This window comes from Bacteroidota bacterium (assembly GCA_036522515.1).
Lineage (GTDB): Bacteria > Bacteroidota > Ignavibacteria > UBA10030 > SZUA-254 > VBOC01.
The window spans coordinates 42,193-68,981 of sequence record DATDFQ010000032.1 but is presented as its reverse complement, the minus strand read 5'-3'; the positions used below and the strand labels follow the sequence as shown (position 1 = coordinate 68,981).

The 26,789-nt window shown below is 57.8% G+C and carries 20 protein-coding genes; 8 read left to right on the top strand and 12 right to left on the bottom strand.

Annotated elements, in window-relative coordinates:
- The 3 genes from VI215_05230 to VI215_05220 form a co-directional block, all read left to right on the top strand.
- A partial coding sequence (locus tag VI215_05230) for a VOC family protein (protein ID HEY6191716.1) occupies positions 1-420 on the top strand: 420 nt, incomplete at its 5' end.
- A 27-nt stretch (positions 421-447) separates the two neighbouring features.
- On the top strand, positions 448-1,359 hold the full coding sequence (locus VI215_05225; protein HEY6191715.1) for an EamA family transporter: 912 nt from the start codon (positions 448-450) through the stop codon (positions 1,357-1,359).
- A 177-nt stretch (positions 1,360-1,536) separates the two neighbouring features.
- The gene (locus tag VI215_05220) at positions 1,537-1,944 is read left to right on the top strand and encodes a hypothetical protein (protein HEY6191714.1); all 408 of its coding nucleotides are present in this window, start codon (positions 1,537-1,539) and stop codon (positions 1,942-1,944) included.
- On the opposite strand, the gene VI215_05215 is transcribed toward VI215_05220, so the two are convergent.
- The 10 genes from VI215_05215 to VI215_05170 all read right to left on the bottom strand — a co-directional run bounded on the left by VI215_05215 (position 1,941) and on the right by VI215_05170 (position 14,509).
- A complete protein-coding gene (locus VI215_05215) occupies positions 1,941-2,882 on the bottom strand; it encodes an MBL fold metallo-hydrolase (protein HEY6191713.1) in 942 nt (313 codons plus the stop codon). The two genes, VI215_05220 and VI215_05215, sit on opposite strands and share 4 nt — an antisense overlap.
- A gap of 64 nt (positions 2,883-2,946) precedes the next feature.
- Positions 2,947-6,144 carry an efflux RND transporter permease subunit gene (locus VI215_05210; protein HEY6191712.1) on the bottom strand — a complete coding sequence of 1,066 codons (3,198 nt, stop codon included), beginning with the start codon at positions 6,142-6,144 and terminating at the stop codon, positions 2,947-2,949.
- 7 nt (positions 6,145-6,151) lie between these two features.
- Complete coding sequence (locus VI215_05205) at positions 6,152-7,201, bottom strand: efflux RND transporter periplasmic adaptor subunit (protein HEY6191711.1); 1,050 nt, start codon at positions 7,199-7,201, stop codon at positions 6,152-6,154.
- Between the two features lie 48 nt (positions 7,202-7,249).
- On the bottom strand, positions 7,250-8,611 hold the full coding sequence (locus tag VI215_05200) for a TolC family protein (protein HEY6191710.1): 1,362 nt from the start codon (positions 8,609-8,611) through the stop codon (positions 7,250-7,252).
- Positions 8,612-8,661: 50 nt separating this feature from the next.
- Complete coding sequence (locus tag VI215_05195; protein ID HEY6191709.1) at positions 8,662-9,297, bottom strand: TetR/AcrR family transcriptional regulator; 636 nt, start codon at positions 9,295-9,297, stop codon at positions 8,662-8,664.
- Between the two features lie 136 nt (positions 9,298-9,433).
- Positions 9,434-11,053: an MFS transporter gene (locus tag VI215_05190; protein HEY6191708.1), complete on the bottom strand. Its 1,620-nt coding sequence runs from the start codon at positions 11,051-11,053 to the stop codon at positions 9,434-9,436.
- A 45-nt stretch (positions 11,054-11,098) separates the two neighbouring features.
- Positions 11,099-12,277 carry an FAD-dependent oxidoreductase gene (locus tag VI215_05185; protein HEY6191707.1) on the bottom strand — a complete coding sequence of 393 codons (1,179 nt, stop codon included), beginning with the start codon at positions 12,275-12,277 and terminating at the stop codon, positions 11,099-11,101.
- A 149-nt stretch (positions 12,278-12,426) separates the two neighbouring features.
- Positions 12,427-13,479: a trypsin-like peptidase domain-containing protein gene (locus VI215_05180; GenBank protein ID HEY6191706.1), complete on the bottom strand. Its 1,053-nt coding sequence runs from the start codon at positions 13,477-13,479 to the stop codon at positions 12,427-12,429.
- 68 nt (positions 13,480-13,547) lie between these two features.
- The gene (locus VI215_05175; GenBank protein ID HEY6191705.1) at positions 13,548-13,910 is read right to left on the bottom strand and encodes a hypothetical protein; all 363 of its coding nucleotides are present in this window, start codon (positions 13,908-13,910) and stop codon (positions 13,548-13,550) included.
- Between the two features lie 11 nt (positions 13,911-13,921).
- Complete coding sequence (locus VI215_05170; GenBank protein HEY6191704.1) at positions 13,922-14,509, bottom strand: sigma-70 family RNA polymerase sigma factor; 588 nt, start codon at positions 14,507-14,509, stop codon at positions 13,922-13,924.
- A gap of 188 nt (positions 14,510-14,697) precedes the next feature.
- Between VI215_05170 and VI215_05165 the strand changes: the two genes are divergently transcribed.
- From VI215_05165 to VI215_05145, 5 genes are all read left to right on the top strand, one after another.
- On the top strand, positions 14,698-15,270 hold the full coding sequence (locus VI215_05165; GenBank protein ID HEY6191703.1) for a hypothetical protein: 573 nt from the start codon (positions 14,698-14,700) through the stop codon (positions 15,268-15,270).
- A 230-nt stretch (positions 15,271-15,500) separates the two neighbouring features.
- Positions 15,501-15,929 carry a BrxA/BrxB family bacilliredoxin gene (locus VI215_05160; GenBank protein HEY6191702.1) on the top strand — a complete coding sequence of 143 codons (429 nt, stop codon included), beginning with the start codon at positions 15,501-15,503 and terminating at the stop codon, positions 15,927-15,929.
- 183 nt (positions 15,930-16,112) lie between these two features.
- Positions 16,113-20,873 (top strand): S8 family serine peptidase, encoded by a 4,761-nt coding sequence (locus VI215_05155; GenBank protein ID HEY6191701.1) that lies wholly within the window; start codon positions 16,113-16,115, stop codon positions 20,871-20,873.
- 351 nt (positions 20,874-21,224) lie between these two features.
- Positions 21,225-23,087 (top strand): translational GTPase TypA, encoded by a 1,863-nt coding sequence (gene typA / locus VI215_05150; GenBank protein ID HEY6191700.1) that lies wholly within the window; start codon positions 21,225-21,227, stop codon positions 23,085-23,087.
- A 100-nt stretch (positions 23,088-23,187) separates the two neighbouring features.
- A complete protein-coding gene (locus tag VI215_05145; protein ID HEY6191699.1) occupies positions 23,188-24,270 on the top strand; it encodes a pyridoxal phosphate-dependent aminotransferase in 1,083 nt (360 codons plus the stop codon).
- 19 nt (positions 24,271-24,289) lie between these two features.
- On the opposite strand, the gene VI215_05140 is transcribed toward VI215_05145, so the two are convergent.
- Both VI215_05140 and VI215_05135 read right to left on the bottom strand, forming a co-directional pair.
- Positions 24,290-25,555 (bottom strand): MFS transporter, encoded by a 1,266-nt coding sequence (locus tag VI215_05140; GenBank protein HEY6191698.1) that lies wholly within the window; start codon positions 25,553-25,555, stop codon positions 24,290-24,292.
- A gap of 49 nt (positions 25,556-25,604) precedes the next feature.
- Positions 25,605-26,729: an MFS transporter gene (locus VI215_05135; protein ID HEY6191697.1), complete on the bottom strand. Its 1,125-nt coding sequence runs from the start codon at positions 26,727-26,729 to the stop codon at positions 25,605-25,607.
- Between the last annotated feature and the right edge of the window lie 60 nt (positions 26,730-26,789).

Genomic DNA, 26,789 nt, shown 5'->3' with positions numbered 1-26,789 from the left:
TATACGCGCATCTTCCCAAATTCCAACATAGGGATGGTCGTGCCGTATACGAAAGATGAGGGCGACAAGGAGGGATTCATAAAACACTCCCGGTTTACGCTTGCCGGGAAGCTTTTCATGGCGATGGACAGTTCCGGACCGCATGATTTTATTTTTAACGAAGCGATCTCCTTCATCGTGCGATGCGAAACCCAGAAAGAGATCGACCACTACTGGGAGAATCTCTCCGCGGTTCCCGCGTCGGAACAGTGCGGTTGGCTCAAGGATAAGTTTGGCGTGTCGTGGCAAATCGTCCCTACGGTAATGGACAAGATGCTGAGCTCCGGGGACAAGGAAAAGATTTCGCGCCTTACCCAGGCGTTTCTCAAGATGAAAAAGTTTGACATCGAAAAGCTGGAACGTGCATACGAAGGAAGATAGGAGGCCGCGGCCATCGGCGCAGATTCCGTGAAAAAAAGCTACCTGCCTCTGCTGGGGATTCTCGTCTGCACCCTCATCTGGGGATCAACCTGGCTGGCGATCAAAATCGGACTGGAGACGCTGCCCCCTTTTCTGTTCGCGGGCATGCGGTTCACGATCGCGACCGTCCTGTTGTACGGATTCATGCGCATTCGGGGGATCCCTTTTCCCAAAGACCGGACCGCATGGAAAGTGATGCTGGTGCTCGGGTTTTTCCAGATGCTTGACTACGCGCTGGTGTTTTGGGGGGAGCAGTATATTCACTCCGCAATGGCGGCGATCCTCTTCGCCACCATGCCCTTCTTTGTGATCCTCTGCGGTTACGTCATGCTCGATGAACACCGCACAACCTGGTTGAAGGTCCTTGGAATCATCATCAGCTTCGCGGGAGTGGTTATCATCTTCATGCGGGATATCGGCAGCGCCCAGGATTCATGGATGGGAGACGTGGCGATTATCCTTGCGGCCCTCTTCGGCGCGATCTTCAGCGTCTACGCCAAGAAACATGCGAACGAGATCGACGCCGTGGCGAACACGACCGTACAGATGGCGTTCATCGCGGTGTTCTTATCGGCGATCGGCCTTGTAACCGAGAATGTCTCAGAACTGCAATTTACCGCCAAGGGAATCGGAAGCATTTTCTATCTTGGGACTTTGGGTTCCGCGGTTGCGTTCGCCGTGTACATGTGGGTCATCAAGCGTGTGAGCGTCATCGAGGCGTCTATCATCCCGGTGGCTACGCCGGTTGTCGCGGTTTCTCTGGGTTGGCTGATTCTGGATGAACGTCTGACGCTGGATTCCCTCTGGGGGGGCTGCATGATTCTGATAGGAGTCTATCTGGTCAATATCCTCCGGGAAGAGCAGCTTCCATGGTATAAGGCGGCGCGGACGGCGTTGTAGAACGGGTAGACTGAAAAAACGCAGCCTAAAGGCTGCGGCTACCAAGCCCGAGGCGTGGGTAGGCGCGACCTTCAGGTCGCGTAATGAGTTGTTTTTGGTTTTGGGGTATATTATAATTCTTTCGAGGAGGCGCTGCACGGAAGTTCGACCCGACAAGTCGCCGGGAAGGAGGAGGTTGTGAAAAAACTCGTCATTCTCTTGGCGTTACTCGCTGCGAGTTGCAGTGAGAACCAGCTGATCGTCCCCAACACCGTCACCCTGGACCGCCAATTCACCCTGCGGGTGAATCAGGAAGCGGTTCTCCAGGGCACCCACTTCACAATTACATTCAAGGGTGTAACGGAAGACTCCCGTTGTCCGGACAATGCGCGTTGTATCTGGGCGGGGAACGCCGAGCTCGTGTTCGAGCTGAGAGATTCAGGCCAGCCGGCCACACCAGCCACGATCAATACCTATCTCGATCCGAAGCTGATCCACTATTCCCAGTATGAGATCCAACTGGTGGATCTCAAGCCGTATCCCCATGCGCCTGTGCAGATCGACCCGGGTGATTACATCGCGACAATTGTGGTGACGGGAATTTAGCCTGACTGTTTCCACGTCTTGCCGATCGCATCAAGGGCAAGCTGTGGAGAATGCATGCTGAGCGCCTGGTTCAACCGCTCGATCGGCTCGTCGATCGGTTCGTTGCTGAGAGTGAATGTGTGCCAGTGGACGGGGAGAATCGATTTTGCGCCCATGTGATTCGCCATCGCCACCGCCTGCTCGGGATTCGCGTGGACGAAGATCCAGGGATCATAGGCGCCGATCGGGAGGATGGCAAGATCGGGAGCAATTTGGCGATTCGCGAGGGCTTTGAAGTGTTCCTGGTAGGCGGTATCGCCCCCGAATACGATGTGGTGGCCGTTTTTGGATAGCAAATACCCGTTGAAGCTTCGTCCATCCTGATTTCCCCTCGAGCGATCCTGTTCCCACGGATACCGCCAGCCGAAGTGGTTCACCTTCAGTCCCTCGACCGTCAGATCTCCCATCGTGGTCTTCTCTCCCCAATCCAGCTCGCGCACTTGCTTGTTCCCGAGATCGTCCAGGATATCCGATGTGTTCTTGGCCATGATGATCGGCACGTGCCTGCCCATCCGCCGGAGTGTCGCGAGGTCGAGATGATCGAAATGGGCGTGGGAAAGAAGGATGAGATCGAGAGGAGGAAGTTCCTCGATCCGGAGCGCGGGCGCCACGAGCCGTTTGGGGCCGAATGTTCCGAGCCGGATGAAGCTGGGGCCGACTCTCGATGAGAAGACCGGGTCGGTGATGATCTTCGTTCCGTAGAAATTGATCAGGACCGTCGCGTGGCCGATCCATGCCGCGGTGATGGTCGAATCATCCCAGCTCTTCGGATCGGGATGAAACTGTGCGGGCTCGGTGTCGACCGAGCTGAACAGGAACGAGAACGGAAACCATTTGCGTTTGCGCGCCTGCGCAATGACTTCCCCGGGGGCGAGCATTCCCAATCCGACTGTTGTCATGAAATTCCTTCTGGTTACCACGCCTTCACCTTGTCAAATCTGAACGTGTACGGCCTGCCAATACTCAAACAGCGGAGGTCCCCGCACGGTTTCCTTCCAACTCCACGCCCGCAGCCGGCTTTGAACCAACGGCTGTACCGGTCCGGAGTGCGCGGAGCTTCTTCAAGAGTCTCGCGATGAACGCCGGCACCGTCTCGCGCCATTCGTCGACTTTGGAATAGACGACGGGAACGAGCACAAGCGTCAGGAGAAGCGAACTCACGAGGCCGCCGATGAGCGCCCAGGCGAGACCGGATTTCCATTCGGATCCGGAACTGAGGCTTGTGGCGATCGGCATCATGCCGACAATCATCGAGGCGGTGGTCATCAGGATGGGACGCAACCGTGTCTGGCCCGCCTCCATCAAGGCGTCGAACACGCTCAAGTTCTGCTCGCGGCGCATCTGGTTCGTCCGGTCGACGAGCAGGATGGCGTTCTTCCCGACGAGTCCTATCAGCATGATGATCCCGAGAAGTGTAAAGATGCTCAACGACTTCATCGTGAGCGCCAGCGCGAGGAACGCGCCGATCACCGCCACGGGGATCGAGAAGAGGACCACGAACGGGTAAATGTACGAATCATAGAGCGCCACCATGATCATGAATACGAACAGGATCGCGGCGACCATCGCGAGGAGGAGGCTGGAGAAGCCCTCCTGCCGGTTCTGCTCGTCTCCCGAGTAGGTGACTTCCACGCCCGGGGGCAACGCGGTTTTGGCAAGCTGCGTCCTGATATCCGCAACGATCGTGCCGGAGGGCCTGCCGACAGCCTGCGAAAAAACGTTGACGGAGTAGTTCCGGTTCTGCCGTTGCAATTTCGAGGGGCCTTTGCTCATGTCGACGCTCGCGAATTGCTTGAGCGCGATCGTCTCCCCTTTCCGGTTGACGAACGGGAGGTCTTCGATATCGCTCTTCCGGGCGCGGTCAAACTGGTCGAGGACCACCCGGATCGGATACTCGTTGGCTCCGTCGCGGAATTTCGACTCGTCGTCCCCGTTGAAGGCGATCCGCAGCCCTGCGCCGACTTCTCCGAGGGTAAGCCCGAGCTCGGCGAGCTTCTCGCGATCGATCTCGACGCGCGTTTCAGGCTTGCCTTCTTCCGAGGAGAGGCGAACGTCCGCGGTCCCTGGGATTTTTCTCACGACACCTTCGATCAGGGCAGCCGCTTTACGGGCGTCGTCATACTCGGGCGCGCTCACCACGAGCATGATCGGCGACTGGTTGGCGGTTCCAAAAATCCCGATCGGACTTACGCGCACCTTCACGCCGGGGACCTGCTGCACCCAGCTCTTGATCTGGTCGCTGATCTCGTCGGTCGTACGGCTCCGTTCGTCCTTGGGAACCAGGGCCACGTTCAATTCGGAGACATAATTCGAGGATTGCCCGACAAACCCCTCGGTCGAAACGCCGACGTTCACGAAGGTCTTTTTCACCTCGGGGATCTCCGAGACGAATCGCTCGACATCCTGCGTGACGTGGTTGGTGTGGTCGAGCGTCGAACCTGTGGGAAGCTCAAGCGTCACCGTAAACTCCCCCCGATCGACGGGCGTCATGAACTCCGATCCGATAAAGCCGAAGGGCACGAGCATCAGCGAGCCGACAAAAAGCGCCAGCGTCATCAACGCCACCTTTCCCCGGTTTTGCAAACCCCATTTCAGGACGGCGAGATACCGTTCAGTCAGCCCCTCATAGACTTTCTCAAACCAGAGAGCGAACCTGCCGAGGATCGAATCCTTCGTCAACCGCTCCACTTTGGTGAACCGCGAAGCGAGCAGCGGCGTGACGGTGAACGACACGAACAGGCTCATCAGGGTCGAGAACACCACCACCAGGGCAAATTCCCGCATGATATTTCCGACGAGCCCCGAGACCAGCGCGAGCGGGACGAATACGACCACATCGACAAGCGTGATCGAGAGAGCGGCAAAGCCTATCTCGTTCCGGCCTTTCAGCGCGGCCACCCGGCGATCCTCCCCCTTTTCGAGGTGCCGGTAAATATTTTCGAGAACGACGATCGAGTCGTCGACCAGGATCCCGATCACCAGCGACATTCCGAGAAGCGTCATCAGGTTGAGGGTAAATCCCGCCGCGTACATCCCGATCAACGTCGACACGAGCGAAGCGGGGATCGCCACCATCACGATGAGCGAGTTCCTGATGCTGTGCAGGAATGCCAGCATCACGATCGCGACAAAAAAGATCGCCAAGAGGAGATCGTGCTTCACAGCATCCGCTGCGTCGATCGTGAACGTCGACCCGTCCTGGGCGATCTCAAACTTGAGGTGCTTGTCCGCGTAATCCGCTTCGATTTTTTTCAGTTCGTTCCGCACAACCGAGCTCACCTCGACGGCGTTCGCCTCCCCCTGTTTCTGGACCAGGATCGCGATTGACGTTTTGCCGTTGATCCGGCTGATGCTGGAATATTCCTTCTGGCCGTCTTCCACCTCCGCGATGTCGGAAAGATGGACGGCGGTCCCCTGTCTCGATTGCCCGACCACGAGGCGGCGGATATCGTCGATCGACTTGAATTTCCCGGCAAGACGCACCACATAGCGCACGTCTCCTTGCTCGATTTTGCCCGTCGGAAAATCGAGGTTTGAAGACTTGATCAGCTGCGTCACCTGGAGCAGCGAGAGTCCTGAGGAGCGGAGCTTCTGCGGGTCGACATTGATCCTGATCTCGCGCTCGTCTCCTCCGGCCAGCGTGATCTGGCCGACCCCCGCGAGTTTCGCCAGACGCGGCTGGATCCGGTCGCTCACCATCTGAAAGAAGTCTCTCGAAGGCATGTTCGCAGTCGCGCCGAGCCGGAGAACCGGCAGCTCGTCGAGGGCGAATTTTGTGAGGCTCGGGGTTTTCACCCCTTCGGGGAACCGGGACCCCACTTCGCTGATTTTTCTCTGCGCATCCTGGAGCGCGACGTCGATATCCGCGCTCATCTCGAGCTCGAGCGAGACGATGGAGACCCCTTCCTGCGAGGTCCCGTAGACTGTTTTGACCTTGTCGACGCCCGAGACGGCATCCTCCACGAGCTTCGTCACCGACGTTTCGACCTCGTTCGGCGACGCGCCGGAATAAACGGTGATGATCGTGATCCAGGGGGGAGTGATCTTCGGGAGAAGCTCGTACTTCAGTTGCGTATAGCTGAAGATCCCCACCACTGCGAGCGCCGAAAAGATGACGACGATGAGCGTCGGCCGTTTGATGGATAGTTCTGTGAGTGTCATGGGAGTCCTAATTGATAATGGTGACCGCGGCGCTGTCGACGAGATTATTCTGGCCGGAAACCACAACCTTGTCGCCCGCCGAGAGCCCTTTCGAGACGATGAGTTGAGTGCCGATCTCGGCCGCAACGAGGACGTCGCGGAGCGATGCCCTGCCGTTTGCGACAGTGAACACCTGGGGGTTCTTCACGCTTCCGACGAGCGCTTCGCGGGGAATTGTCAGCGCCGCCGATCCGGCCTTCGATACGAACGAAACCCGGCAAAACATCCCGGAGCGAAGCGGGTGTTCCCGGCTGTTGGAGAGCAGCACCTCGACCGGATAGGAGTGCGATTCGTCGCTCTTGTCGCTGATCGTCGAGATGTTCGCCTTCGCGACGAACCCGGGATAGACATCTGTCGTAAGCCGGACCTCGTCTCCCGGCTTGAGCCTGAAGACTTCCTTTTCCGAAACGTTGATCTTCACCCTCAGCGTCGAAAGATCGACCACGTTCGCGACCGGCATTCCCTTTTGCACGTACGTCCCGATGTTGACAGGCCGTGCGGTGACCGTTCCGGAGATCGGCGTGGTGATTTTCGTGTCTCCGTATTCCCGGCGGGCTGTGATGAATTGCGCCTCGGCGGCCTTGCAACCGAGACGCGCCGCTTCCACCTGCTGGTCCGTCGCAGCATCCTGCTTCAGGAGGTTTTCGAACCGCTCCAGATCCCGTTTCGCCTTCTGGTAATTGACTTCCGCGGTGGCAAAATTGGCGCGCTTCAGCTCGTCGTCCACCTGGACGATCACCGAGCCCGCGGCCCTGCGGTCTCCGATCTCGGCGAGCACCTTCGTGACCCGCCCCTGCGTCTCGGAGACGATCGAGACGTCGTTGTTCGGTGTCACAGTCCCGACCAGCGTCCGTTCGTCTCCCGCCGTCTGCAGGGCGACCGTCGTCACCGAAACGGGGATCGACGCGAGGATATCGTTCCGCGAACGGGCGTCCATGCGGGACTTATTATAGAGCAGGATCCCAACCACCGCTCCGATGACGACTACCGTTATTGTCCATACTCTTAGGTTCTTCATACCGGCCCCTTTGTTGAATGCTCGGGAATGTAATCTGTGTGTTCCAAACTATCGGGCGCCGCCCACCGCGCGCTGGAGGCGCGCCTGGGCAAGCTCGTGATCAACGAGGGCCTGGATGTGATTCCATCCGGCCTGCAGAAGCGCCGCTTCCGCGTCGAGGAGATCGGAGTTCAGAGCGACCCCCGACTTGAACTTTTCGTTGGTGATCCGGTAGCTCTCGCGGGCTTCCGTGACGCCTTTCTCCGCAAGCGCAATTCGCTCCCTCGATTCGTTCATGCTCAGATAACTCTGCGTCACTTCGAGATGTATCGCATCTTTCAGCTGGCTGAGGCCGTCGTTCGCCTCGGAGAGACGCGCCTGCGCCTCGCTCGTCTGGTGCATGGTGGCGCCCCAATTCCAGATGTCGAACGACGCCGATATTCCCACGTCCCAGGTATCTCTGAACTCATCGACGGCCGGCACGATGCGCTGGTTCGGGCGCGCGTAGTAGTAATTGCCGGTCAGGTAAATTTGCGGGAACCATCCTGATCGCGCGAGTGTCACGGCAGATTCAGACGCCTTCACCCGGTACTCCATTCCCTTTATTTCCGGCCTTGCCTCCACCGCCTGCCGGACCAGCGAGTCGAGTTCGCCGGCGCCGTTGGGCCGGAGTTGAACCTCCGAGACGGGGCTGACTTCATTTGTCAGCGGCAATCCGATCAGGTTGCACAGCGCGATCGAGGCGAGGCGGACATTGTTTCCGGACGATAGTTGCGTCAGTTCCGCATTGGACAACTGGACGTCGACCCTGAGCACCTCGTCCTTCGTGACGATTCCCTGCGCGGCAAGATTTTGCACGTTCCTCAGGTGTGCCTTGACCTGCGCAACGTTCGTATCGATCACCGTCTTGAATTTGATGGCCTTGTAGAGATTCCAGTACGCGCCCTGGATATTATAGATGAGGTCGGACTTGTCTCTGTTGTAATCCTCTCCGGTCGCCTGCGCGGTGTATTCCGCGATATCCGAACCGCTCGAGAGCCGCATGCCTGTGAACAGGGGTTGCTGCACCGTGAGGCGGAGCCCGTAGTTGTTGAGGATCGTCTGCGATAGCGGGAACGATATCTCCTGCGGAGGGAAGTTCGTTCCGAAGGCGCCCTGGGGTATGGTCGCCACGAAGGGCGGAACGTCGCTCAATCGCGTGTAGTTTGCCGCCGCCCTCAGGGTCGGCAATTGCGAGGCGTGGGCCTCGCCGGACCGTGAATCGGCCGCCTGGACTCTCATCGAGGAGGAGTGCAGGCTCTTGCTGTTTTCAAGGCCGATGCCGATCGCCTCGTCGATCGTGAGCGCGCGCGCCGGCTGTGCGGAGAGCAGGTTGGGATGCAGGAGAGCCGCCAGGGCATGCACGAGAAGGGTGCTGATAATTTTGTTCATGGGTTCCGTCTTGCTCCTTGGATGAGATCGGTTGCTTGAGAAAGAGACGATTAACGCCGGGGAGAACGCTTGTTCGAGCCGGCTGCCATATTGTCAATCACGAAATGAAGCGCTTGCTCGGCGACCGCGGGGAGCTGCTGCTGGTCCATCATCGTGCAGCGGTTCCGGAGGATCAACGAGACGATGCCGTGCGCGTGCGACCAGAGGGAGAACGCGGCAATGTCCGGATGCGCGGGCTTAAAGACTCCCGCGTCGATCGCCGCCTGAACATCTCTCCGGAAAAATTCGTAAGACCGCAATCCCACGTTCCATACTTCCCCGTTCTCGAATTTTCTTGCGGGGCTGCGCATGATGAACATGAGATTGTAGTATTCGTGATTCTCCAGCGCGAACTTGATATAGACCTCCCCGTGTTTGCGTATTCTTTCCAGAGGATCCTTCGTTTTCGGAATGGCCTCCTGGCGCCGATAGAGCTCGTTGAATCCCTCCGTGTGCAGAGCGTAGAGGATCTCGTCTTTATCCTTGAAGTAGAGATAGATCGTCGAGGGACTGTATTCGATTTTTTCCGCAATACGGCGGAGCGATACGGTTGCGAATCCCTCCTCAACGAAGAGCTTCATCGCGGCTTCGAGAATGAGCCCTTTCATCTCCTCCTTCTGGCGTTCTTTCCGGGTGGCAATGGTCATGATAATGCTCGGAGTGGTGATAAGTTTATGAACAGTGTTAATATTCTGTACGTAGTATATGGGTTTTTTGTTTCAGACGCAAGAAGAAAATTATTGGGGTACGGCTTTGGTGGGTAAAGTGCTGATTTTTAGGAACTTAACTGCCGGTGGGCGGATCCTCGCTGGAGTAAATCAAGTGCCTGACCTCGGGTACAGCAGGACCTGAGTGGAAGGATTGGGCCTTCAGCTCCACCTCCCGGTCCGCCATTGTCACGCGATCATGCTGCCGCAAGTGTTCGGCCCACGACTCGACAATGAACGTTTCAACATGCTTCTCGGGGTCCTCGAGGTCCGTGAACACGCCCCACTGGATCGCCCCGTCCCGGCGTCGAACCTTGCCGAGCGCATGTATCGCGGCGGAGAAACCCGGCGCGTTCTCCGGTTTGATCCGGTAATCCACTGTGATCATTACCGGTCCGTCATCAGGATGGGGCTCAAACACACCTTCCGGCGCGGGCCAGTGCATCGAGGGAGTGAGGTCCACTTTGCCGTCGGAGGCGAGGCGGTAGCGGAGGGTTGCGGCGAGGCCCGCGATCAGACCGAACGCGGCGATGGAGAGTGTCGATGACATTCCGAAGTGGCTCCCGGCGAATCCCCATAACGCTCCTCCCGCGGCGAAACAACCCATGAAGACCAGGATGTAGAGGGACATCGAACGGGCCCGCACCCATGATGGGGAGGCGAGCATCGCGGCCGTGGTCAGGCTCGACATCATCGACATCCAACCCATTCCGCCCACGAACATCGCAGCGGCGACAGGAAAGAAACTGCGGACGAAGGCGAGCGTCAGAATCAGCGCCGCGAAGCAGAGTGTCGACACCCGCACAACCGCGTCGATTGAGATCCGCGTCCGAAGGGAAGCGAGAACTCCGGCGCCCGCGATTGCCCCCGTGCCGAATGAGCCGATCAACATTCCATATTGAAACGCGCTGAGTCCCATCTCGTGACGAGCGATGAACGGGAGCGTGGCCCACATCGCGCTTGCGAAGATCATGAAGGCGCCGGTGCGAACGAGGACTGACTGCAGGACGGGTGAAAACCGAACATACCTCAGGCCGGCCCGCATCGCCCCCATGACACGCTCGGCCGGAAGGATGCTTTCATGATGTTCGCGCCGCCAGCGTATCAGGACGACGATAACGGCAAGAAATGAGACCGCATTCAGGATGAAGGCCGCCCAGGGTCCGGATGCGGCGATCACAAGTCCGCCCAAAGCAGGGCCGACCGCCCTTGCGAGATTGAAACCGACGCTTCCCAGCGCGATCGCCGAGGAGAGCTCGGGCTTCGGCACGATATCGGGAATGGAGGCCTGCCACGCCGGCCCGTTAATCGCTCCGCCGATACTCAGGAAGAAGGACAAAAGGAGCAGCACTCCCGGGGTGACTCCGCCCGTCAACGCCAGAACTCCGAGGAGGGCGGCCGCGACAAGCATCCAGATCTGCGTAAAAATGAGGATTCTCCGCCGGTCGAGGATGTCCGCAAGCGCCCCGGCGGGGAGCGAAAAAAGGAACATGGGGAGGGTTACAGCGGTCTCAAGGAGTCCGACAAGCGCGGGTGAGGTGGTCAGCGTCGTCATCAGCCACCCCTCTCCGACCTCCTGCATCCAGGTGCCGATGTTGGAGACGATCGAAGCGATCCAGAGCGCGCGGAAGAGCGGCTGGCTCAATGGGCTGAGCGATGCCTTCCAGGAGGAAATTTTCGCTTCCGGTTCGTTCATGGGACAAAATGTAGGGAAACTCTCTCATTAAACAAACCCCGGAGATCAAGCCGGCAGCCTGCCTCTCACATTGGCGGGCGTAAAGGGACCCTTCTCGGCGATCAGGCGCCGCGCATGTTCGACCTGATCCCACGTGTTCCAGAGGAGAACTCCGCGGACCCTTCCAGCCCCGATATAATAGACGACGCCCTCGCGGTAGGGCTCCTTCCACTGCTCCACCATTTCCAACCGCGCATCGGTGTCTCCGACGGCTTCATATCCCAGTTCAAACAGATCCGAATAGAAAAACGGAAGATGGTGATATGGCTGGCGGGCTCCCGCCATATTCCTTCCGGCGGCCGCACCCATGGAATTCGCGTTGTCCTCGTGTTCGACGCGCATTCTTGTCTCGAGCGCGGGATTGTAAAAATTCGCAACGTCTCCCGCCGCATGGATGTCCGGTTGCGACGTCGCCGTATATTCGTCGACGACGATCCCGTTCTCGACCTTCAAGCCCGCGGAATTTGCCAGCGCGACATTCGGCTCGATCCCGATCCCCGCAACGACTCCGTCGACTTTGAATTCCTTCCCCTGCTTCGTCCTGATCGAGAATGAACCCCCGTTCGCTTCTATTCCCGCGACACTCTCACCCGGAACGATTTCCACACCCTTCGACTGATAAAAGGTGTTAAGGAATTGCGAGAGCTTCCGCGGATAGATCTTCGCGCCGATTCCATTATCCGGAAATATAATCGTAACTTTTTTGCCGTTCAGGGTAAGGGCGGCGGCGATTTCGGACCCGATAAATCCTCCTCCGATCACCGCGAACGTGTTGCCCCGCTCCGTCTCCTTCCTCAGCCTCGTGTAATCATCGAGCGTGCGGTAGTAGATGATACCCTCGACACTCCAGGGGAACCTCCGCACCGTTCCACCGGTCGCGAGAAGCAGCGTCCTGTACCTGTACGATGTACCGGTATCATCGACGACCGTTTTCGTGGACGGATCGAGGGTCGTTGCGGTTTTCCCGGAATGGATTTGCAGATTTTCAGGGGGAGTTGTTCGCCAGATTTTCTCAACCGGGGATCCCTTCCAGAGCGCCTTCGAAAGGGGCGGCCTGTCGTACGGCGGATGCGGTTCGCTCCCGATAATCCCGATGGAACCGGTCGCGTCAATCTCCCGGATACCTTTGACGGCCGCGTCCGCCGTCATTCCGCCCCCAACGATAAGATACTTGTAGTCAGGCATCGCCTCCTCCTTTTGGTGTTTTCCTGCCCCGTATGCGGATCTTCCCCCGCGGTGTGCGGGGGAAGATTACGCCCGCGATACGTAAACACCGAGCCACCGTTCAAAGTTCGCCCAAAGCTCGCCCAAAGCTCGGTTGACACCGGGTGAAGTTAGGACGCTACAAGCTCTCCCGGCACGAGAGTAAGAGAGATCTTTTTCTCCAGCCGCAGGATGATGAGATGCGTCTCTTTTCCCACGATCCCTGCGGTAAGATGCCTGTGCAGGTCGTCGATGCTTTCAACTCGCTTCGAATCGATCTGAACGATCACGTCGCCCACAAGAATGCCTGCTTTCTCCGCCGGACCGCCGCGCTCGACGTGCGCAACCATCACGCCGCGAGATCCCGGAAGCGCGTGCGCATGCAGGGCGCCTCGGGCGAGATCGAGAACCTGGCCGGCAATGCCGAGGTACGCACGTGAGACTTTTCCATCCTTCATCAGATAGCCCGCGATGAGCCTGGCGGTATTGACCGGGATCGAGAAGCAGATGCCCTGGCCCCAGGGGATCGCAGCCGTATTAATCCCCACGACTTCACCGCGCGAGTTCACCAGTGGTCCGCCGGAATTTCCCGGATTGAGGGCGGCGTCCGTCTGAATGACGTTGTCGATCGATCTTCCGCCGCCGGTGTGAAGCGAACGGCCGAGAGCGCTCACAACCCCCGTCGTCACCGTGCACTGAAATCCGAACGGGTTGCCGATGGCAATCACGAGCTCCCCGATCCGGATTCCCTGCGAATCTCCAAGAGCCGCGACGGGCAGATCCTGTGCGTGGATCCGAATCACCGCTATGTCGGTGAACGGGTCGTCCCCGACGAGCTCCCCTCTGAACTCCCTCCCGTCGGCGAGCGTGACATTGATAACCGCGGCATGATGTATGACGTGGCTGTTGGTGAGTATGAACCCGTCAGGCGTAAATATCAGGCCGGAGCCGCTTCCGGTGATTTGTTCCGGGCCGCCCGGGCGCCGCCGTGCCTGATACTCCCTCCGCCTTCGTCCGTGATGCGACACATCGATCTTGACCACTGTCGGAGAAAGGCGGTCCACCACCTTCGTGACTGCGGCGGAGTATGCGTCGAGGAGAGCGAGATCTCCGTTCGATCCCTGAACCGGGTGTTCCTGTTTGGACTCCTGGCTGGTCGACATGAACTGAATGAGATTTGGCATTGCACATTCCCTTCGTGAAATTGATCTATGCTCGTCATCCCGACGTGTTTTAGGTCGGGATCTTTATTTTACATTTTCGATCCTTGTTTCTGGTCCGGTTCTTCTTTGTGCGAAGGACCGCACCGGTGTCTGTATTCCTCCCTGAATTTCTCCCTCTCTTCGGGGCTCATGGAGGCAAGTTTTTCCTCAAACCGGCGTCTCCATCGCTCCCGGTGCCACCCGCCGCCGTGCCGGCCCATTCCCCACGACCTCAGGAGCAAATGAGAGAGCAGCAGCAAACCAACCGCCTGCCAGAAGGTCAACAGATGCCCGCCAAACAGGTCGGGGATCAAGGCGTTCCAGAGCGCCATCACCACGAAGCCGAGGACGAGCGTGGCGACGATCATCATGACAACGAATTTTCCGATCCTCAACATCCACCATGCTTTCATACACTTCCCTCTTATGGTTGTTCGAATTCCTGATACAATTCTTGAAGCCGTTCCCGCAGAAATAAGACCGCATACCGTTTCCGTGAGATCAGGGTGTTCACCCCTTCGCCCGTCAGTTCGGCGATCTCTTTGAAGCTCTTCCCTTCCAACTCATGCATGACGAACACCTGCCGCTGATTCTCCGGGAGATCATCCAGCGCGTCGGCGAGTTCGGTCCAGACCGTCGACCGGGCGTATGCCTGATCGGGGGTATTTCCAGGATCGAAGAGGATCTCTTCCAGGTTGAGCGGGAGCGAGGATTCAAACTCTCCGTCCGAACCCGCGATACTCTTCGAGAGCGAATTCCCGGGTTTACGCTTCCGGTACCAATCGATGATCTTGTTGCGCGCGACCGCGAAGAGCCAGGAAGTCAGCCTTTCGATCGGTTCGGTCACGCTGTAGCTCGAAATCAACTGGTAGTAAACATCCTGCAGTATGTCTTCGGCATCCTCCCGGGATCGCACCCGGCGGAGGATAAAGTCGAACAGCCGTCGGCGCTCTTCCCTCACCGCATGGTCAATCGCACCGTTGCGGTCCGCCTGTTCCTCAGTAGAATTCAACGAACGATTTCTTTCTTTACCTGGGTAGACGTATGAATCGGGAAAATATTGTTCAGAAGTCCTGGGGTACGATAAATCGTACGAAATCGGACGGGAAAATGCCCGTGCGGACTGCCGCCGGACCGGGGTTGACTCTCTCTCCCCAACCCGATATATTGGTCAACCTTTTACAACCAAGGAGAATTGCCATGAAAAAAGTCCTCATCGGCGGAATTGTGGGCGGAATCGCTCTCTTCATCTGGAGCGCGCTTGCATGGACCGTCCTGCCCCTCCACAAATCGAGTCTTCACGCTATTCCGAACGAGGATGCGACGATCGCCGCGCTCAAGTCCAACATCGGGGAAAAAGCCGTCTATGTCTTTCCTGCGATGCCGGCCCAGGGTCAACCGGGAATGGATGCCTACACTCAGAAGATGGAACAGGGTCCGGTCGGCCTGATTATCTACGATCCGCAAGGGATGGGGCAGATGATGACGAGCCAGTTTGTCAGCGGACTCATCATCGATATTCTTGCAGCTCTCCTTGCCGCATGGATTCTCTCCAGAAGTACTGCGCTCGGATCGACCTTCGTCGCGCGTGTCGCATTCTGCGGGCTCCTCGGCATTTTCATATCGCTCGGATCATTTCTTCCGGGATGGAATTGGATGGGCTATGCGCTCGATTATACGACGGCGATGGCGGCAGACGCCCTCATCGGATGGCTGATTGTTGGACTCGTGATCGCCTCGTTCGTGAAGGCACCGGCGGAACAACTAGCGTAAAAATGCGGCGTTCCGATTCCATAGGCGCGAGGCATGCGTCGCCCGGACAGCTTGCCAACGCGACCTGAAGGTCGCGCCTACCGACGCCTCGGGCTTGGTAGCCGCAGCCTTTAGGCTGCGTTTATTCGGTTCGGCGCTGGAATTTGAGCCAGAACGCAACATCCCTTTGACCCGATTTTTTCCTATATTAAGATATCAACACTCATACGTTCTAATCAAAGGGGCATAAAATGCACGATATATTAGTCCATCAGTTTAAGAATGAGGTGACAAGGCTCGGGGTGAAGGACCTCCAAACCCCGGAAGAAGTCGATGAGTTGCTGGGAAACCGAAAGGGAACCGTGCTCGTATTTGTAAACTCCGTGTGCGGTTGTGCCGGGGGAATTGCGCGCCCTGCACTTGCGATGGCCATGAATCATCCGGTGAAACCGGATACCTTCGCGACCGTGTTTGCAAGCGGCGACCGGGAGGCAACCGAACGAGCGCGCTCCTACTTCACCGGGATGCCGCCGTCCTCGCCCTCGTTCGCACTCTTGCGCGACGGAAAACTTGTGAAGATGATTCACCGCTCGGATATCGAGGTCCGCGGTCCCCAGGAGGTTGCCGCCCTCCTGACCGGCTCATTTGACGCATTTTGTAGCGCCGTCTCGAAGGGGTAATCCTCAAAAATCCACTTTTTGGGAGGGTTGGAGGGGGAGGTGGGGGTAACTAGCCCTTGACATTTGCCTTCAATTCTCATAGGTTACACTGTCGATGATTGAATAATCCCGTCCGCCCGCACTCTCCTTCACGGTGGGGTTATAAATAGATGTCCACCCTTTCAAACCTACGATGAGGGTTATGTGAGGCTTCGGTACATTTTGTTCAATCTGCTTCTTTTTGCTTTCAGCTCTTTTGCTCCCGCCCAGTCGCCCCGTGGATTTGCGTCGTCCGATTCGATTTACCAACGGACCAACGACCCGGGCGAAGCGGTATCCCCTTCGGATGAGAGTGTTCTTTTTCAGACCGGAACCGCATCGGGCGCTCCCACCATCAGGTCGTTCAAGCCGGGATCAAAAGTCATCTCGCTCGCCAAAGGGGACAGCACGCTCCAGACATTCGGTATTTCGAGCGATGATATGGTCAACGTGATTGTGGAGTTCACCGCGCCCCCGATCAGCATTCTCCACAATCTGAGGGAGAAATTCCCGGCGCCCCGGTTACAGTCGGCAGTTTCGTCCATCCAAGGCAACCACGATCAGTTCAGGTCCGACTTTCAGCGGATCACCTCGAGCCCGCCGCAAAAATCAAGATCGACTTTTGCGGATCATACCTCGACCATCCGCTACGAATACTCGACTGCCCTGAATGGCGTCGCTCTGACCGCCCCGCGGTGGGCGCTGGATGTAATCAGAAAACTCCCCTACGTCAAAACGATCAGCGAAGACGGAACGGTCACAGCCTTCGACGACTCCAGCAACGCCCTGATCGAAGCGCCGCAGCTCTGGAGTACGTACGGCCTGCATGCGGACAGCATCGATATCGGTATCATCGACACCGGGATCGACTATCTTCACGAAGCGCTCGGAGCCGGTCCGATCCCGAACGGAAAGGTCGTCGGGGGATATGATTTTGTCAATAACGACAACGATCCGATGGACGACAACGGACACGGAACGCACGTCGCCGGCATTGCCGCCGGCTACGGGCCGCCTCCGCTCAACCTTCGGGGCGTCGCGTTCGGTGCGCACTTGTGGGCGTTCAAGTGTCTTAATGAGTCGGGTCAAGGCCTCTTTTCCCAGATCATCGCCGGAGTCAACCTGGCCCTCGATCCGGACAACAATCCTTCGACGCCGACACCAATCTCGGTTCTCAATCTGAGCATCGGCGGATCGGGCAACCCGAACGACGCGCTCTCCCACGCGATCGATAATGCGACGACCGGCGGAGTTGTGTGCGCCGTGGCGGCGGGAAATAGCGGTTCCGGATACTACACGATCAATTCGCCGGGATGCGCGCGAAAAGCCCTGACCGTCGGGGCGGTGAACAACACCGACGTGATCGCCTTTTTCAGCTCTCGCGGGCCTTCCAGCCTTTTGTTTGCGATCAAGCCCGATCTGCTCGCACCCGGATATCCGATTAATTCCGCCAAGCTCGGGGGCGGGTACCTTCTGGAGAGCGGGACATCGATGGCCACTCCGCACGTCGCGGGAGCGGCGGCGCTGATGCGCGAGCTCCATCCGGCCTGGACGGCCGAGGAGATCAAGGCGAGCCTCATGAACACGGCGCACGACGATTCGTACGATGTCTGGACTCAGGGTACCGGCCGCATGGACGTTTTCCATGCCGCCCAGGAGAGTGTCGTGGTCTCTCCGGCGACGTTGAGCTTCGGCTCGGACATCACGACGCTGAACAACTGGACGGTCAAGGAGACCCTCCAGATTTACAATTCGACGACCCTGCCCGAAATCTTCCAGCTATCGCTTCAATCGGCGACGCCGGGCGGCGTTTCGATTTCGTTAAGCCCGTCCACAGTGGCGGTCCCGATAGACGACTCCGCATCGGTCGTGGTCACGCTCACGGTCGACAACACGCTCTATCCTTATCCGACATCGTATCCGCCGGCGTACATCAACAAGGTCATCGTACAATCGACGCTGACATCGGAACATCTCACGGTTCCCTGCGCGTTCGTCAAGAGCCCGATCTTCAATCTCTCCTTCGACGTGCCGCCCACTCTCGTGATCATCCACAACAACAGAGACACGGCGTTTTTCAGCGTGGCCTTCTCGAACCTTATCGGTACCGGGCTAAGCCTCCTTGTGCCGGTGGATACCTACGATGTTGCGACTTACTTTTACGTCGATTCGCAGATGGTGATCACCGAGGGGGTCTACGTCGGCGGCTTTACGACGGTGAGCATCCACTCAACGGACGCCACGCACCTCCTGACTCTCCGGATGCTGGATGTCAACGGGAATGAAATCACCAGAAAGCGGACCGAGCTCGAGTCGATCGTCAGCAGGCGCTCCAGGTTCGGTGTCTCGCTGTTCGGACCCCAGAACCACACACGGCGATACATCTCCAACCTTAGTACAAACTACATTTATGAGCTTTCTGCGATCCCGGAATTTTTCAACGGGCAGAATTACATCTATGAATTCCCGTATGTGGTCAGTAACGGCGTCAGCACCGATCTGACGGTTCAAAACAATCCTTCCGATTTTAAACGGGTCGACTACAGGTTCAAGGTCCCATCGGCGACGAACAAGCTCTATCTGAGCTCTATCTTCTCCTCGCCTTCGTTCGGCCTGGGGACGACGGTCGGGACTCTCTCGCCGCCTTTCAACCTGGCTGCGTATTATCTGCCCACTCCCCGCGAGGAGAACTTCCCCTACGCGACCCACTGGCTGACCAGAAACACGCTCGACATCATCAACAATCTTCTGCATCGCACCGGATACAGCTCCATCAGCCAGCCCGACACGATGAAGTTCACATGGAGTACGACCGGGTATTATTCCGGTTCTTCGCAATTTGTCTCCAATCGAAACAAGTTCCAGGATGCCCTCGGTATCACCGCGCCGATGTGGGGGGGCAAGGTCATCAACCTGGGGACGCAATTCGACGTTCAGGTGGCGACGGACAGCTATTTTATCAATGCGCTCGGCGACCGGACCGCGGGCCCGTTCACCTATTCTCTCTCCACGAACGGGGTCCCGCTCGATTCGGGGGTCATACAAAACATGCCCCGGTACCATCTCGACACCCTGCTCACGGTGCCGGGCGGTCCGTACGAGTTCAACGTATTCTTCAACCAGTTCAACGTCGGCGCAAGGCAGGCGATCGCCGCGGCGAGGATGAAAGGAAATTCGAACAATCAGGGCACGATCCTCCCGAGATTCAAGAAGCTACAGTTCTTGCGGAACGGCGAGTTGCCCGACTCCCTCCCGGTGAACCAGCTGGCGGTGGTTCCGAAGGCGGATCAGGGACTCGACTCCGTCGGCGTCTGGTACCGGAGGTCGAGCAATCCCGTCTGGATACCGCTCAGTCTGTCTACGCATGATTCGACCTACCTCGCCGCGCTGCCGGAGACGCTCAGCGTCGGCTACTACTCCGCTCGCGTGAGAATCACCGACAACGCATCGAACGTCATGGACTACGACCTGGAACCCGGCTTTGCCATACCCGGCACCCTCGTCGACAAGACGGATCTCGTCTATGATACCATCCATGTCGGTTGCCGGCAGACCAAGACAATCAGCATCCAGAACCTCCGGTTCCTGGGCGACGTGCACGTCCAGTCGATCGTCTCCGACGATTCCGATTTCGTGCTTCCCGGAGGATCGAGCGCGTTCATCACGGCGTCGGAGAGCCTCAATGTCGCGGTCACGTTCTCGCCCCTTACCGAGGGAGAGAAACACGGCAATATTATTTTCACCATCGACGGAATCGCAACTCCCGAGACCGTCCATGTAAGCGGCGTCGGGGGAGGTCCCGGAAGCGAGATTAATGTTTCCGCAACGCTCGGCACGCGGTGGCAGCTCATTTCGGTTCCCGTCGATGCCTATTGCCGCTACGTCATGCCTGTTCTGTTCGGGTTCCGCGGGACCTATCTCATAAAGGACACGCTGAACCCCGGAGAAGGCTACTGGAAATACCTCGGCGACACCATGTTCATATTCACCGGCCAGCCGATCACGACCGACACGATCCAGGCCTACCAGGGATGGAACCTGATCGGTGCGATCTCGTACGGCGTCCCCACCGTCACGCTTTCCTCGATACCGGACGGGATGATCTCATCGCGGGTGTTCGGATATACGGCGGAGGGTTATTTCAAACCGGATAGCATTCTTCCGGGTCATGGGTACTGGGTGAAGGTGGGCGCCAATTGTAAGCTGGTTCTCACCAGACAACCGGAGGGCGCTCTGCCGAAGCCGGCTCAAGCCGATCAGCTGGCCGGGGCCTCCAGCATCACGATCACCGACGCGGCGGGAAGATCACGCTCGCTTTACTTCGGCCACAAGAGCGGTTTCCCGGCGGATCAACGGATTTTTGAACTCCCCCCCAACCCTCCCGACGGAGCCTTCGACGTACGGTACGCGACGAATCGCGAGTGCGAGATTATCGGGGATAGAGAGGCGCGGACTCTCCCGATCCGAATTCTCTCCGCGGAATATCCCATCACGGTCCGTTGGGACGTGAACTCCGGGGACGTGCTTGCAGTGCTGAACATCTCGGGGCAGAAGATTCATCTGGGCCAGTCGGGACATACTGTTGTGAACTCGCCGGCTGATACCCTGATGTTGAAAATTTCCGGAGAGTCGCGAATCCCGAAGACATTTGCACTCGACCCGAACCACCCGAACCCGTTCAACCCGCAGACGGTCGTTCCCTATCAGTTGCCCGTCGACAGCAGGGTCGATTTGAGAATATTCAACGCGCTGGGAGAAGAGGTCGTGACTCTCGCCCACGGCGAGGAACCTGCAGGATTCAAATCGGCAACCTGGAACGCAACCAACGTCGCGACCGGGGTCTACTTCTGCCGTCTGCAGGCTGTCAGCCTCGCAGATCCGGCGAGGACCTTCACCAAAGTCCAGAAGCTTGTCCTGATCCGGTAACTATTCGGCGGTCGTTCTCCCCAACTCGTCATGCTGACATGCTTTAGGTCAGCATCTTGAAACGCTTTTAAAAAGATCCCGATCTGGAACAAGTCAGGACGACGACGTTGGACGAAACTCCGACGTCGCCTTCCCCCGAAGGGGTTTGGAAATCTCCTTCAAAAGTGGTAAATTATACACATTCAAATCTGAATGCCTCGAGCAGAATCAATCGCTTGAGGCGTTTTTGTTGTAACCGCAGCCGAATTCGCAGGCTGAACCAAAAAACGGCTGCCGGGGCCCCTCAGAATGGCCTCCTGAACTGCCAGAACCGGGCGGAGCGAAGCCGCACCAGACCATGAGAATGATGACATGAACCAACGACAGGATATACGAAACATCGCAATCATCGCGCACGTTGACCACGGCAAGACGACGCTGGTGGACCATATGCTGCGCCAGACAGGCACATTCCGGGATAACCAGGAAGTTGTCAAGCGGGTCATGGATTCCAACGAGCTGGAGCGCGAGCGCGGGATAACGATTCTGGCGAAGAATACCGCGGTCTTCTACAAGCCCCGTACGCCGAAGGACGGGCCGAAAGAGATTAAGATCAACATCGTCGACACGCCGGGCCACTCGGATTTCGCCGGGGAAGTCGAACGCACGCTCAAGATGGTGAACGGCGTGCTGCTGCTCGTGGATGCCGCCGAGGGCCCGCTCCCGGGCACCAAGTTCGTACTGAAAAAATCACTCGAGCTCAACCTCCAGCCGATCGTGGTCATTAATAAAATCGACCGCAAGGACGCGCGTTCTCATGTCGTGCTGGACGAAATCTTCGAGCTGTTTCTCTCTCTTGGTGCCACGAACCAGCAGCTCGACTTTCCGACCATTTACGCCATCGCGAAGCAGGGTGTCGCGAAGTACGAGCTTGAAGACGCAGGGGTGGATCTTGCTCCTCTCTTCGAGACGATCGTGAACCGGATTCCGCCTCCCCCGGGCGATTCCGAATCTCCGTTCCAGATGCTCGTGACAACCATCGATTACAACGACTACCTCGGCAGGCTCGGGATCGGCCGCATCGAACGCGGGACCATACGTCTCGGATCGCCGATGAAGATCGTCCACCGCGACGCGGTCGTGGAAGACGCCCGGGTTACGAAAATTTACACGTTCGCCGGACTGAAGCGGACCGAAGTTACGGAGGCCTCTGCCGGAGACATTATCGCAATTGCAGGAATGGAAGACGTCGAGATCGGCGAGACGCTCGCCGATGCCGCCGACCCCGCTCCCCTCCCCTTCGTTACGATCGAGGAACCAACGCTCTCGATGAACTTCATCGTGAACAACTCCCCCTTTGCCGGCCAGGAAGGCAAATATGTGACCACCCGCGCGCTCGGCGAGCGGCTTGCAAAAGAGCTCCGGTCGAATGTCAGCCTCCGGGTGGAGCTCACGGACACGCCAGATACGTTCAAGGTGAGCGGCAGGGGAGAACTTCATCTCGGGATTCTCATCGAGACGATGCGGCGTGAGGGATATGAGTTTCAGGTCTCGGCTCCCCAGGTCATCTACAAGCGCATCCACGATGTGATGTGCGAGCCGATGGAACACGTCATCATCGACGTGCCGGACGAATTTGTCGGCATCATCATCGAAAACCTCGGATCCCGGAAGGGAGTGATGAAGGCCATGCTGCAATCGCTCGGCAACACGAGGCTGGAATTCATCGTGCCTGCGCGCGGGTTGCTCGGGTTTCGTTCGGAATTCATGACGGATACCAAGGGGACGGGCATCCTCCATCATAATTTCCACGGCTACGAACCCTACAAGGGCGATCTCGCCACCAGGCACAAAGGCGGGGTCATACAGCTGGAAGACGGCGTCGCGACAGCCTATGCGATGTTCAAGCTTCAGGACCGCATCACCTTTTTTATCGCACCCGGGACGCATGTGTACCGGGGCATGGTCGTCGGTGAGAACGCCCGCGACGAGGATATCATCGTCAATGTCTGCAAGACGAAACAGCTTACGAACATGCGGGCGAGCGGCGCGGACGAGGCGATCCGTCTCGAACCCCCCAACATCCACACGCTTGAACAGGCTATCGAGTGGATCAACGACGACGAGTATATCGAAGTAACTCCCGCGTCTCTGCGTCTTCGCAAACGGTATCTCGACCACAACGAGCGGGTGCGGATGTCCAAGAAGAAGGTCGAAGCGATCGGGGTGGAGTAACACTTCCAATCAGATGAAGTTCTCCCGTCGTACGGAGTGGCACCGCGAACCAAACAGCCTGTCAATGCTCCTCGGGGCTCGCCGGAAAAGCGGAAAACCGGTGTACGATCTTACCCTTTCCAACCCCACCGACTGCGGAATCGCCTATCCCGGGACTGAGATCCTGAATTCCCTTTCGAATTCCCGCGCCCTTCACTACGAACCCGACCCGCGTGGTCTTCTCAGCGCGCGCGAAACGATCTCCCGGCATTACGAATCAAAAGGAAGTAAGGCGGACCCGTCCAGGATCTTCCTTACCGCGAGTACGAGCGAGGCGTACTCGATATTGTTCAGGCTCCTCTGCGACCCCGGCGGGGAGATATTGGTGCCCCAACCCTCGTATCCCCTCTTCGATCACCTCGCGCAGCTGAACGACGTCAGGCTCACACCGTACAGCCTGACATACGATCACTCGTGGAGCGTCGATCTCGATTCCGTGCGGGAGGCGATCACCCCTTCCACCAAAGGCCTGGTCATTATCAACCCGCACAACCCGACCGGGATGTTTTTGAACGAATCGATGTACCGCGCTCTCAAAGAAATCGCTTTCGAACACTCGATTGCGCTCATCGTGGACGAAGTGTTCGTCGATTATCCTCTCGATCCGAATCACGAACCCATCTCGACGGCCGGCGAAGAAAATACACTGACATTCACTCTGAACGGAATTTCGAAGATGGCGGGCCTTCCCCAACTGAAACTTGGATGGATTATTGTGGGTGGTTCTGAGACAGAAACTGGGGAGGCGTTGCAGCGTCTTGAGATCGTGTGCGATACGTACCTATCCGTGAACACCCCGGTACAGGTTGCCCTTCCTGAAATAGTGCGAGCGGGTGAGAGCGTTCGGGCGAACATCCTCGAGCGGATTCGATCCAACTATGCGTGCCTTCGAAAGGCAATCCGATCCGAGTCGCCGGCCTCCATGCTCAACTCTGAAGGCGGATGGTCCGCAATAATCCGTGTCCCCAGTGTGAGGACAGACGAGGAGTGGGCGCTTGCACTGCTCGATCAGACGGGTATCTATCTCCATCCGGGCTACTTCTACGACTTCGGAACCGAGGGACATCTTGTCGTTAGCCTGCTGACTCCAAGGGAAATATTTCATCAGGGAGTCCGGGAAATCGTCAGGTTCGTCTCCCTCTAACATGGCGGGGCACCCCCCGCTACCCGATCCCCGCCGCTTCTGCGGCGGGAGTTGCCTCCGGCGTTGAGTCGACCTGCCGAAGTCCTTTTGCGAGGAAGATGCAAAGGACCGTCGTGAGACAGGATATTAATCCGACCCATCCGAAATTTGTGATCCCTCCGCCCAACGACTTTCCCAGTATGAATCCTCCCATGAGAGACGCGACCCCGGCCGAGAGTTGCTGAACGCACGCGCTGATGCTAAGAAAGCTCCCCCGTCGCTCCGGGTGGACGGCTGCCGTGACCATCGCCAGCGATGGCACCGCCCTTCCCGATACGATCACCATGAACACCGTCACCACGATGATGGCGACGGGAAGAGAGACGGAAGGCAGGTTCGTCATCAGGATCACGGGCAAAAGCGAAGCCCAGGCGAGGTATGTGAAAACACGGAGTTTTCCGAAGCGGTCCGCAAGCTTGCCGACCACCCGGGACGATATAATCGTCGCGGCTCCTCCAAAGAAATAGAGATACGGGAGATCCAATTCCGTCCGCCCGGCATTGGAAACCATGTAAGGACTGATATATGGAAAGATCGCAAATCCCCCAAAAATCAGCGTTCCCATGAAGAGTATGGCCCGCTGCGGCGCCGCGTCCGTCAGGAGGGCTTTGACGGTCTGAAACGGACTGTCGTGACGCACCGATTGCAGGTGGGACCTCATGGGGGGAAGAACCCAGGCTCCTATCAGCATGCAGATAAGCGCCGAAGACGCGAGGAATACAAACGGCGCGTGCCAGCTGAAATGGTTTGCAAGAAAGAGACCGATCGGGACTCCACCGACCTGCGCAAGAGAAAAAGCCGTCATGATCATCCCCATCGCTGCGCCCCGCCGGTCGTAAGGGACCATGTCGCTGACGATCGCCAGGATTGTCGCGGCGAGAATACCCCCGAATGTCCCCGCGATAATTCTCGCTCCAACCAGGAAAAGGTAAGTCGGTGCGAAGGAGCAGAGAAACGTCCCGACTGTGAATCCCGAATACAACACGAGGAGGGCTTTCTTGCGATCGAACCTGTCGATAAAGAACGCCGCCAGGAATCCCGAGATGCCCGCGCTGAACGTATAGGCGGATACGACGAATCCGAATTCCTGCGGAGAAATCGAAAAGACCCTCATCAACTGCGGCCCCAGCGGCATCATGATCACGAAATCGAGTATGTTCGTGAACTGAATGGAGGTGAGCACCAACAGGATGGTCCGCTCGGAGATCGGCGCGGGGGGAGTCTGGGGGGAGTGTTCTTCCTTCATCCTTCTCCCCGGCTCAATCGCCCTGCTGAATATGGGTTAAGCTCGAGCATCAGTGCTCCGGCTGGCCCTCCTTTCTCTCCGAAACCCGCATTGTCATCAGTGCCGAGAGAACCCCCAGACCAAACAGACATCCCCATAAAACGGTGGACCCGAAATGTTGGAGAACCGCGGTTCCCAACCAGGGGCCCAAAGCAAATGCGAAGCTGAACGATAAGACGTAGAGTCCCATGTATGCGCCCCGTTTCTCTTCCGGGGCGATGTCCGCAACGAACGCAGCGCTCGTCGGGAAAAAGATCATTTCTCCAAAGGTCCAGATGACAACCGTGATCGCCACTCCGATGAAACTGTTCGCGAACATGAGGGCTCCGAACCCTGCTCCGATCAAAAGCGCCCCCAGCATGAGCGTTCTCTTGTGCGGCCAGTGCGCCATGGCCAGGTTAAGCGGGACCTCGAGAAAAATGATGAGAATTGTATTGATCGGGAAGAGAAAGCCGTAAAGCTTCTCCGGCATCCCGAGCTGATTTACCAGGAACAGCGGCAAGGATCCCTCATGCTGGAAGAAGATGAGCTCAACCGGGATGAAGAGAGCCAGGATGTAGAGGAGCCGGGGATCTCCGATCCAGGTGAACATGGGGCCTTCGCTCTTTTTTGATTGTCCCTTTTTCTGGCCATGGAACAAAAAGAGAACACCTGCGGCAAGGAGAGCCGTTCCTCCATCGACGAAGAAGAGGTAAGAATAGGAATACGTTGCAAGGATTCCCGCCACCGCCGGTCCGATACTCATCCCCAGATTGATCGCCACGCGCACAACCGCCATCGCCGTTTTCCTGTTCTCAGGCGCGACATATTCGGCCGTGGCCGAGAGACTCGCGGGCCGGAATGCTTCGTTCGCCATCGCCCAAAGAAATGTGAGAAGAAGAACGCCGCGATAGTCCGGTATGAACGGGAACAGGAACAACAGGAGAGCGGAAAAAACGAGAGACCCCTTCATCACGAGAAGCGAACCGATACGGTCCGTAAGCGCCCCCGAGATGGGCGCGGTGATCATGGCTCCAACACCATAAACGCCGAGCGTCAGACCGGCCTGCCCGGCGGAAAGTCCCCTGCTCCTCGTGAGGTAAAGAACCAGGAAAGGAAGTGCCATCGTACCGGCTCGATTGACGAGCGTGGTCATGAAGAGGACCCAAATTTCCCTGGGGAGCCCCTTTAAACCACGCCAGGGATTCAAGTTGAG

Excerpts from the sequence above, each read along its gene's own strand:
- VI215_05195 (HEY6191709.1), bottom strand. The coding sequence starts at position 9,297 with ATGACCATTGCCACCCGGAAAGAACGCCAGAAGGAGGAGATGAAAGGG.
- VI215_05215 (HEY6191713.1), bottom strand. The coding sequence starts at position 2,882 with ATGACAACAGTCGGATTGGGAATGCTCGCCCCCGGGGAAGTCATTGCG.
- VI215_05200 (HEY6191710.1), bottom strand. The coding sequence starts at position 8,611 with ATGAACAAAATTATCAGCACCCTTCTCGTGCATGCCCTGGCGGCTCTC.
- VI215_05190 (HEY6191708.1), bottom strand. The coding sequence starts at position 11,053 with ATGAACGAACCGGAAGCGAAAATTTCCTCCTGGAAGGCATCGCTCAGC.
- VI215_05160 (HEY6191702.1), top strand. The coding sequence starts at position 15,501 with ATGCACGATATATTAGTCCATCAGTTTAAGAATGAGGTGACAAGGCTC.
- VI215_05185 (HEY6191707.1), bottom strand. The coding sequence starts at position 12,277 with ATGCCTGACTACAAGTATCTTATCGTTGGGGGCGGAATGACGGCGGAC.
- VI215_05175 (HEY6191705.1), bottom strand. The coding sequence starts at position 13,910 with ATGAAAGCATGGTGGATGTTGAGGATCGGAAAATTCGTTGTCATGATG.
- VI215_05210 (HEY6191712.1), bottom strand. The coding sequence starts at position 6,144 with ATGACACTCACAGAACTATCCATCAAACGGCCGACGCTCATCGTCGTC.
- VI215_05140 (HEY6191698.1), bottom strand. The coding sequence starts at position 25,555 with ATGAAGGAAGAACACTCCCCCCAGACTCCCCCCGCGCCGATCTCCGAG.
- typA (HEY6191700.1), top strand. The coding sequence starts at position 21,225 with ATGAACCAACGACAGGATATACGAAACATCGCAATCATCGCGCACGTT.
- VI215_05135 (HEY6191697.1), bottom strand. The coding sequence starts at position 26,729 with ATGACCACGCTCGTCAATCGAGCCGGTACGATGGCACTTCCTTTCCTG.
- VI215_05205 (HEY6191711.1), bottom strand. The coding sequence starts at position 7,201 with ATGAAGAACCTAAGAGTATGGACAATAACGGTAGTCGTCATCGGAGCG.
- VI215_05165 (HEY6191703.1), top strand. The coding sequence starts at position 14,698 with ATGAAAAAAGTCCTCATCGGCGGAATTGTGGGCGGAATCGCTCTCTTC.
- VI215_05180 (HEY6191706.1), bottom strand. The coding sequence starts at position 13,479 with ATGCCAAATCTCATTCAGTTCATGTCGACCAGCCAGGAGTCCAAACAG.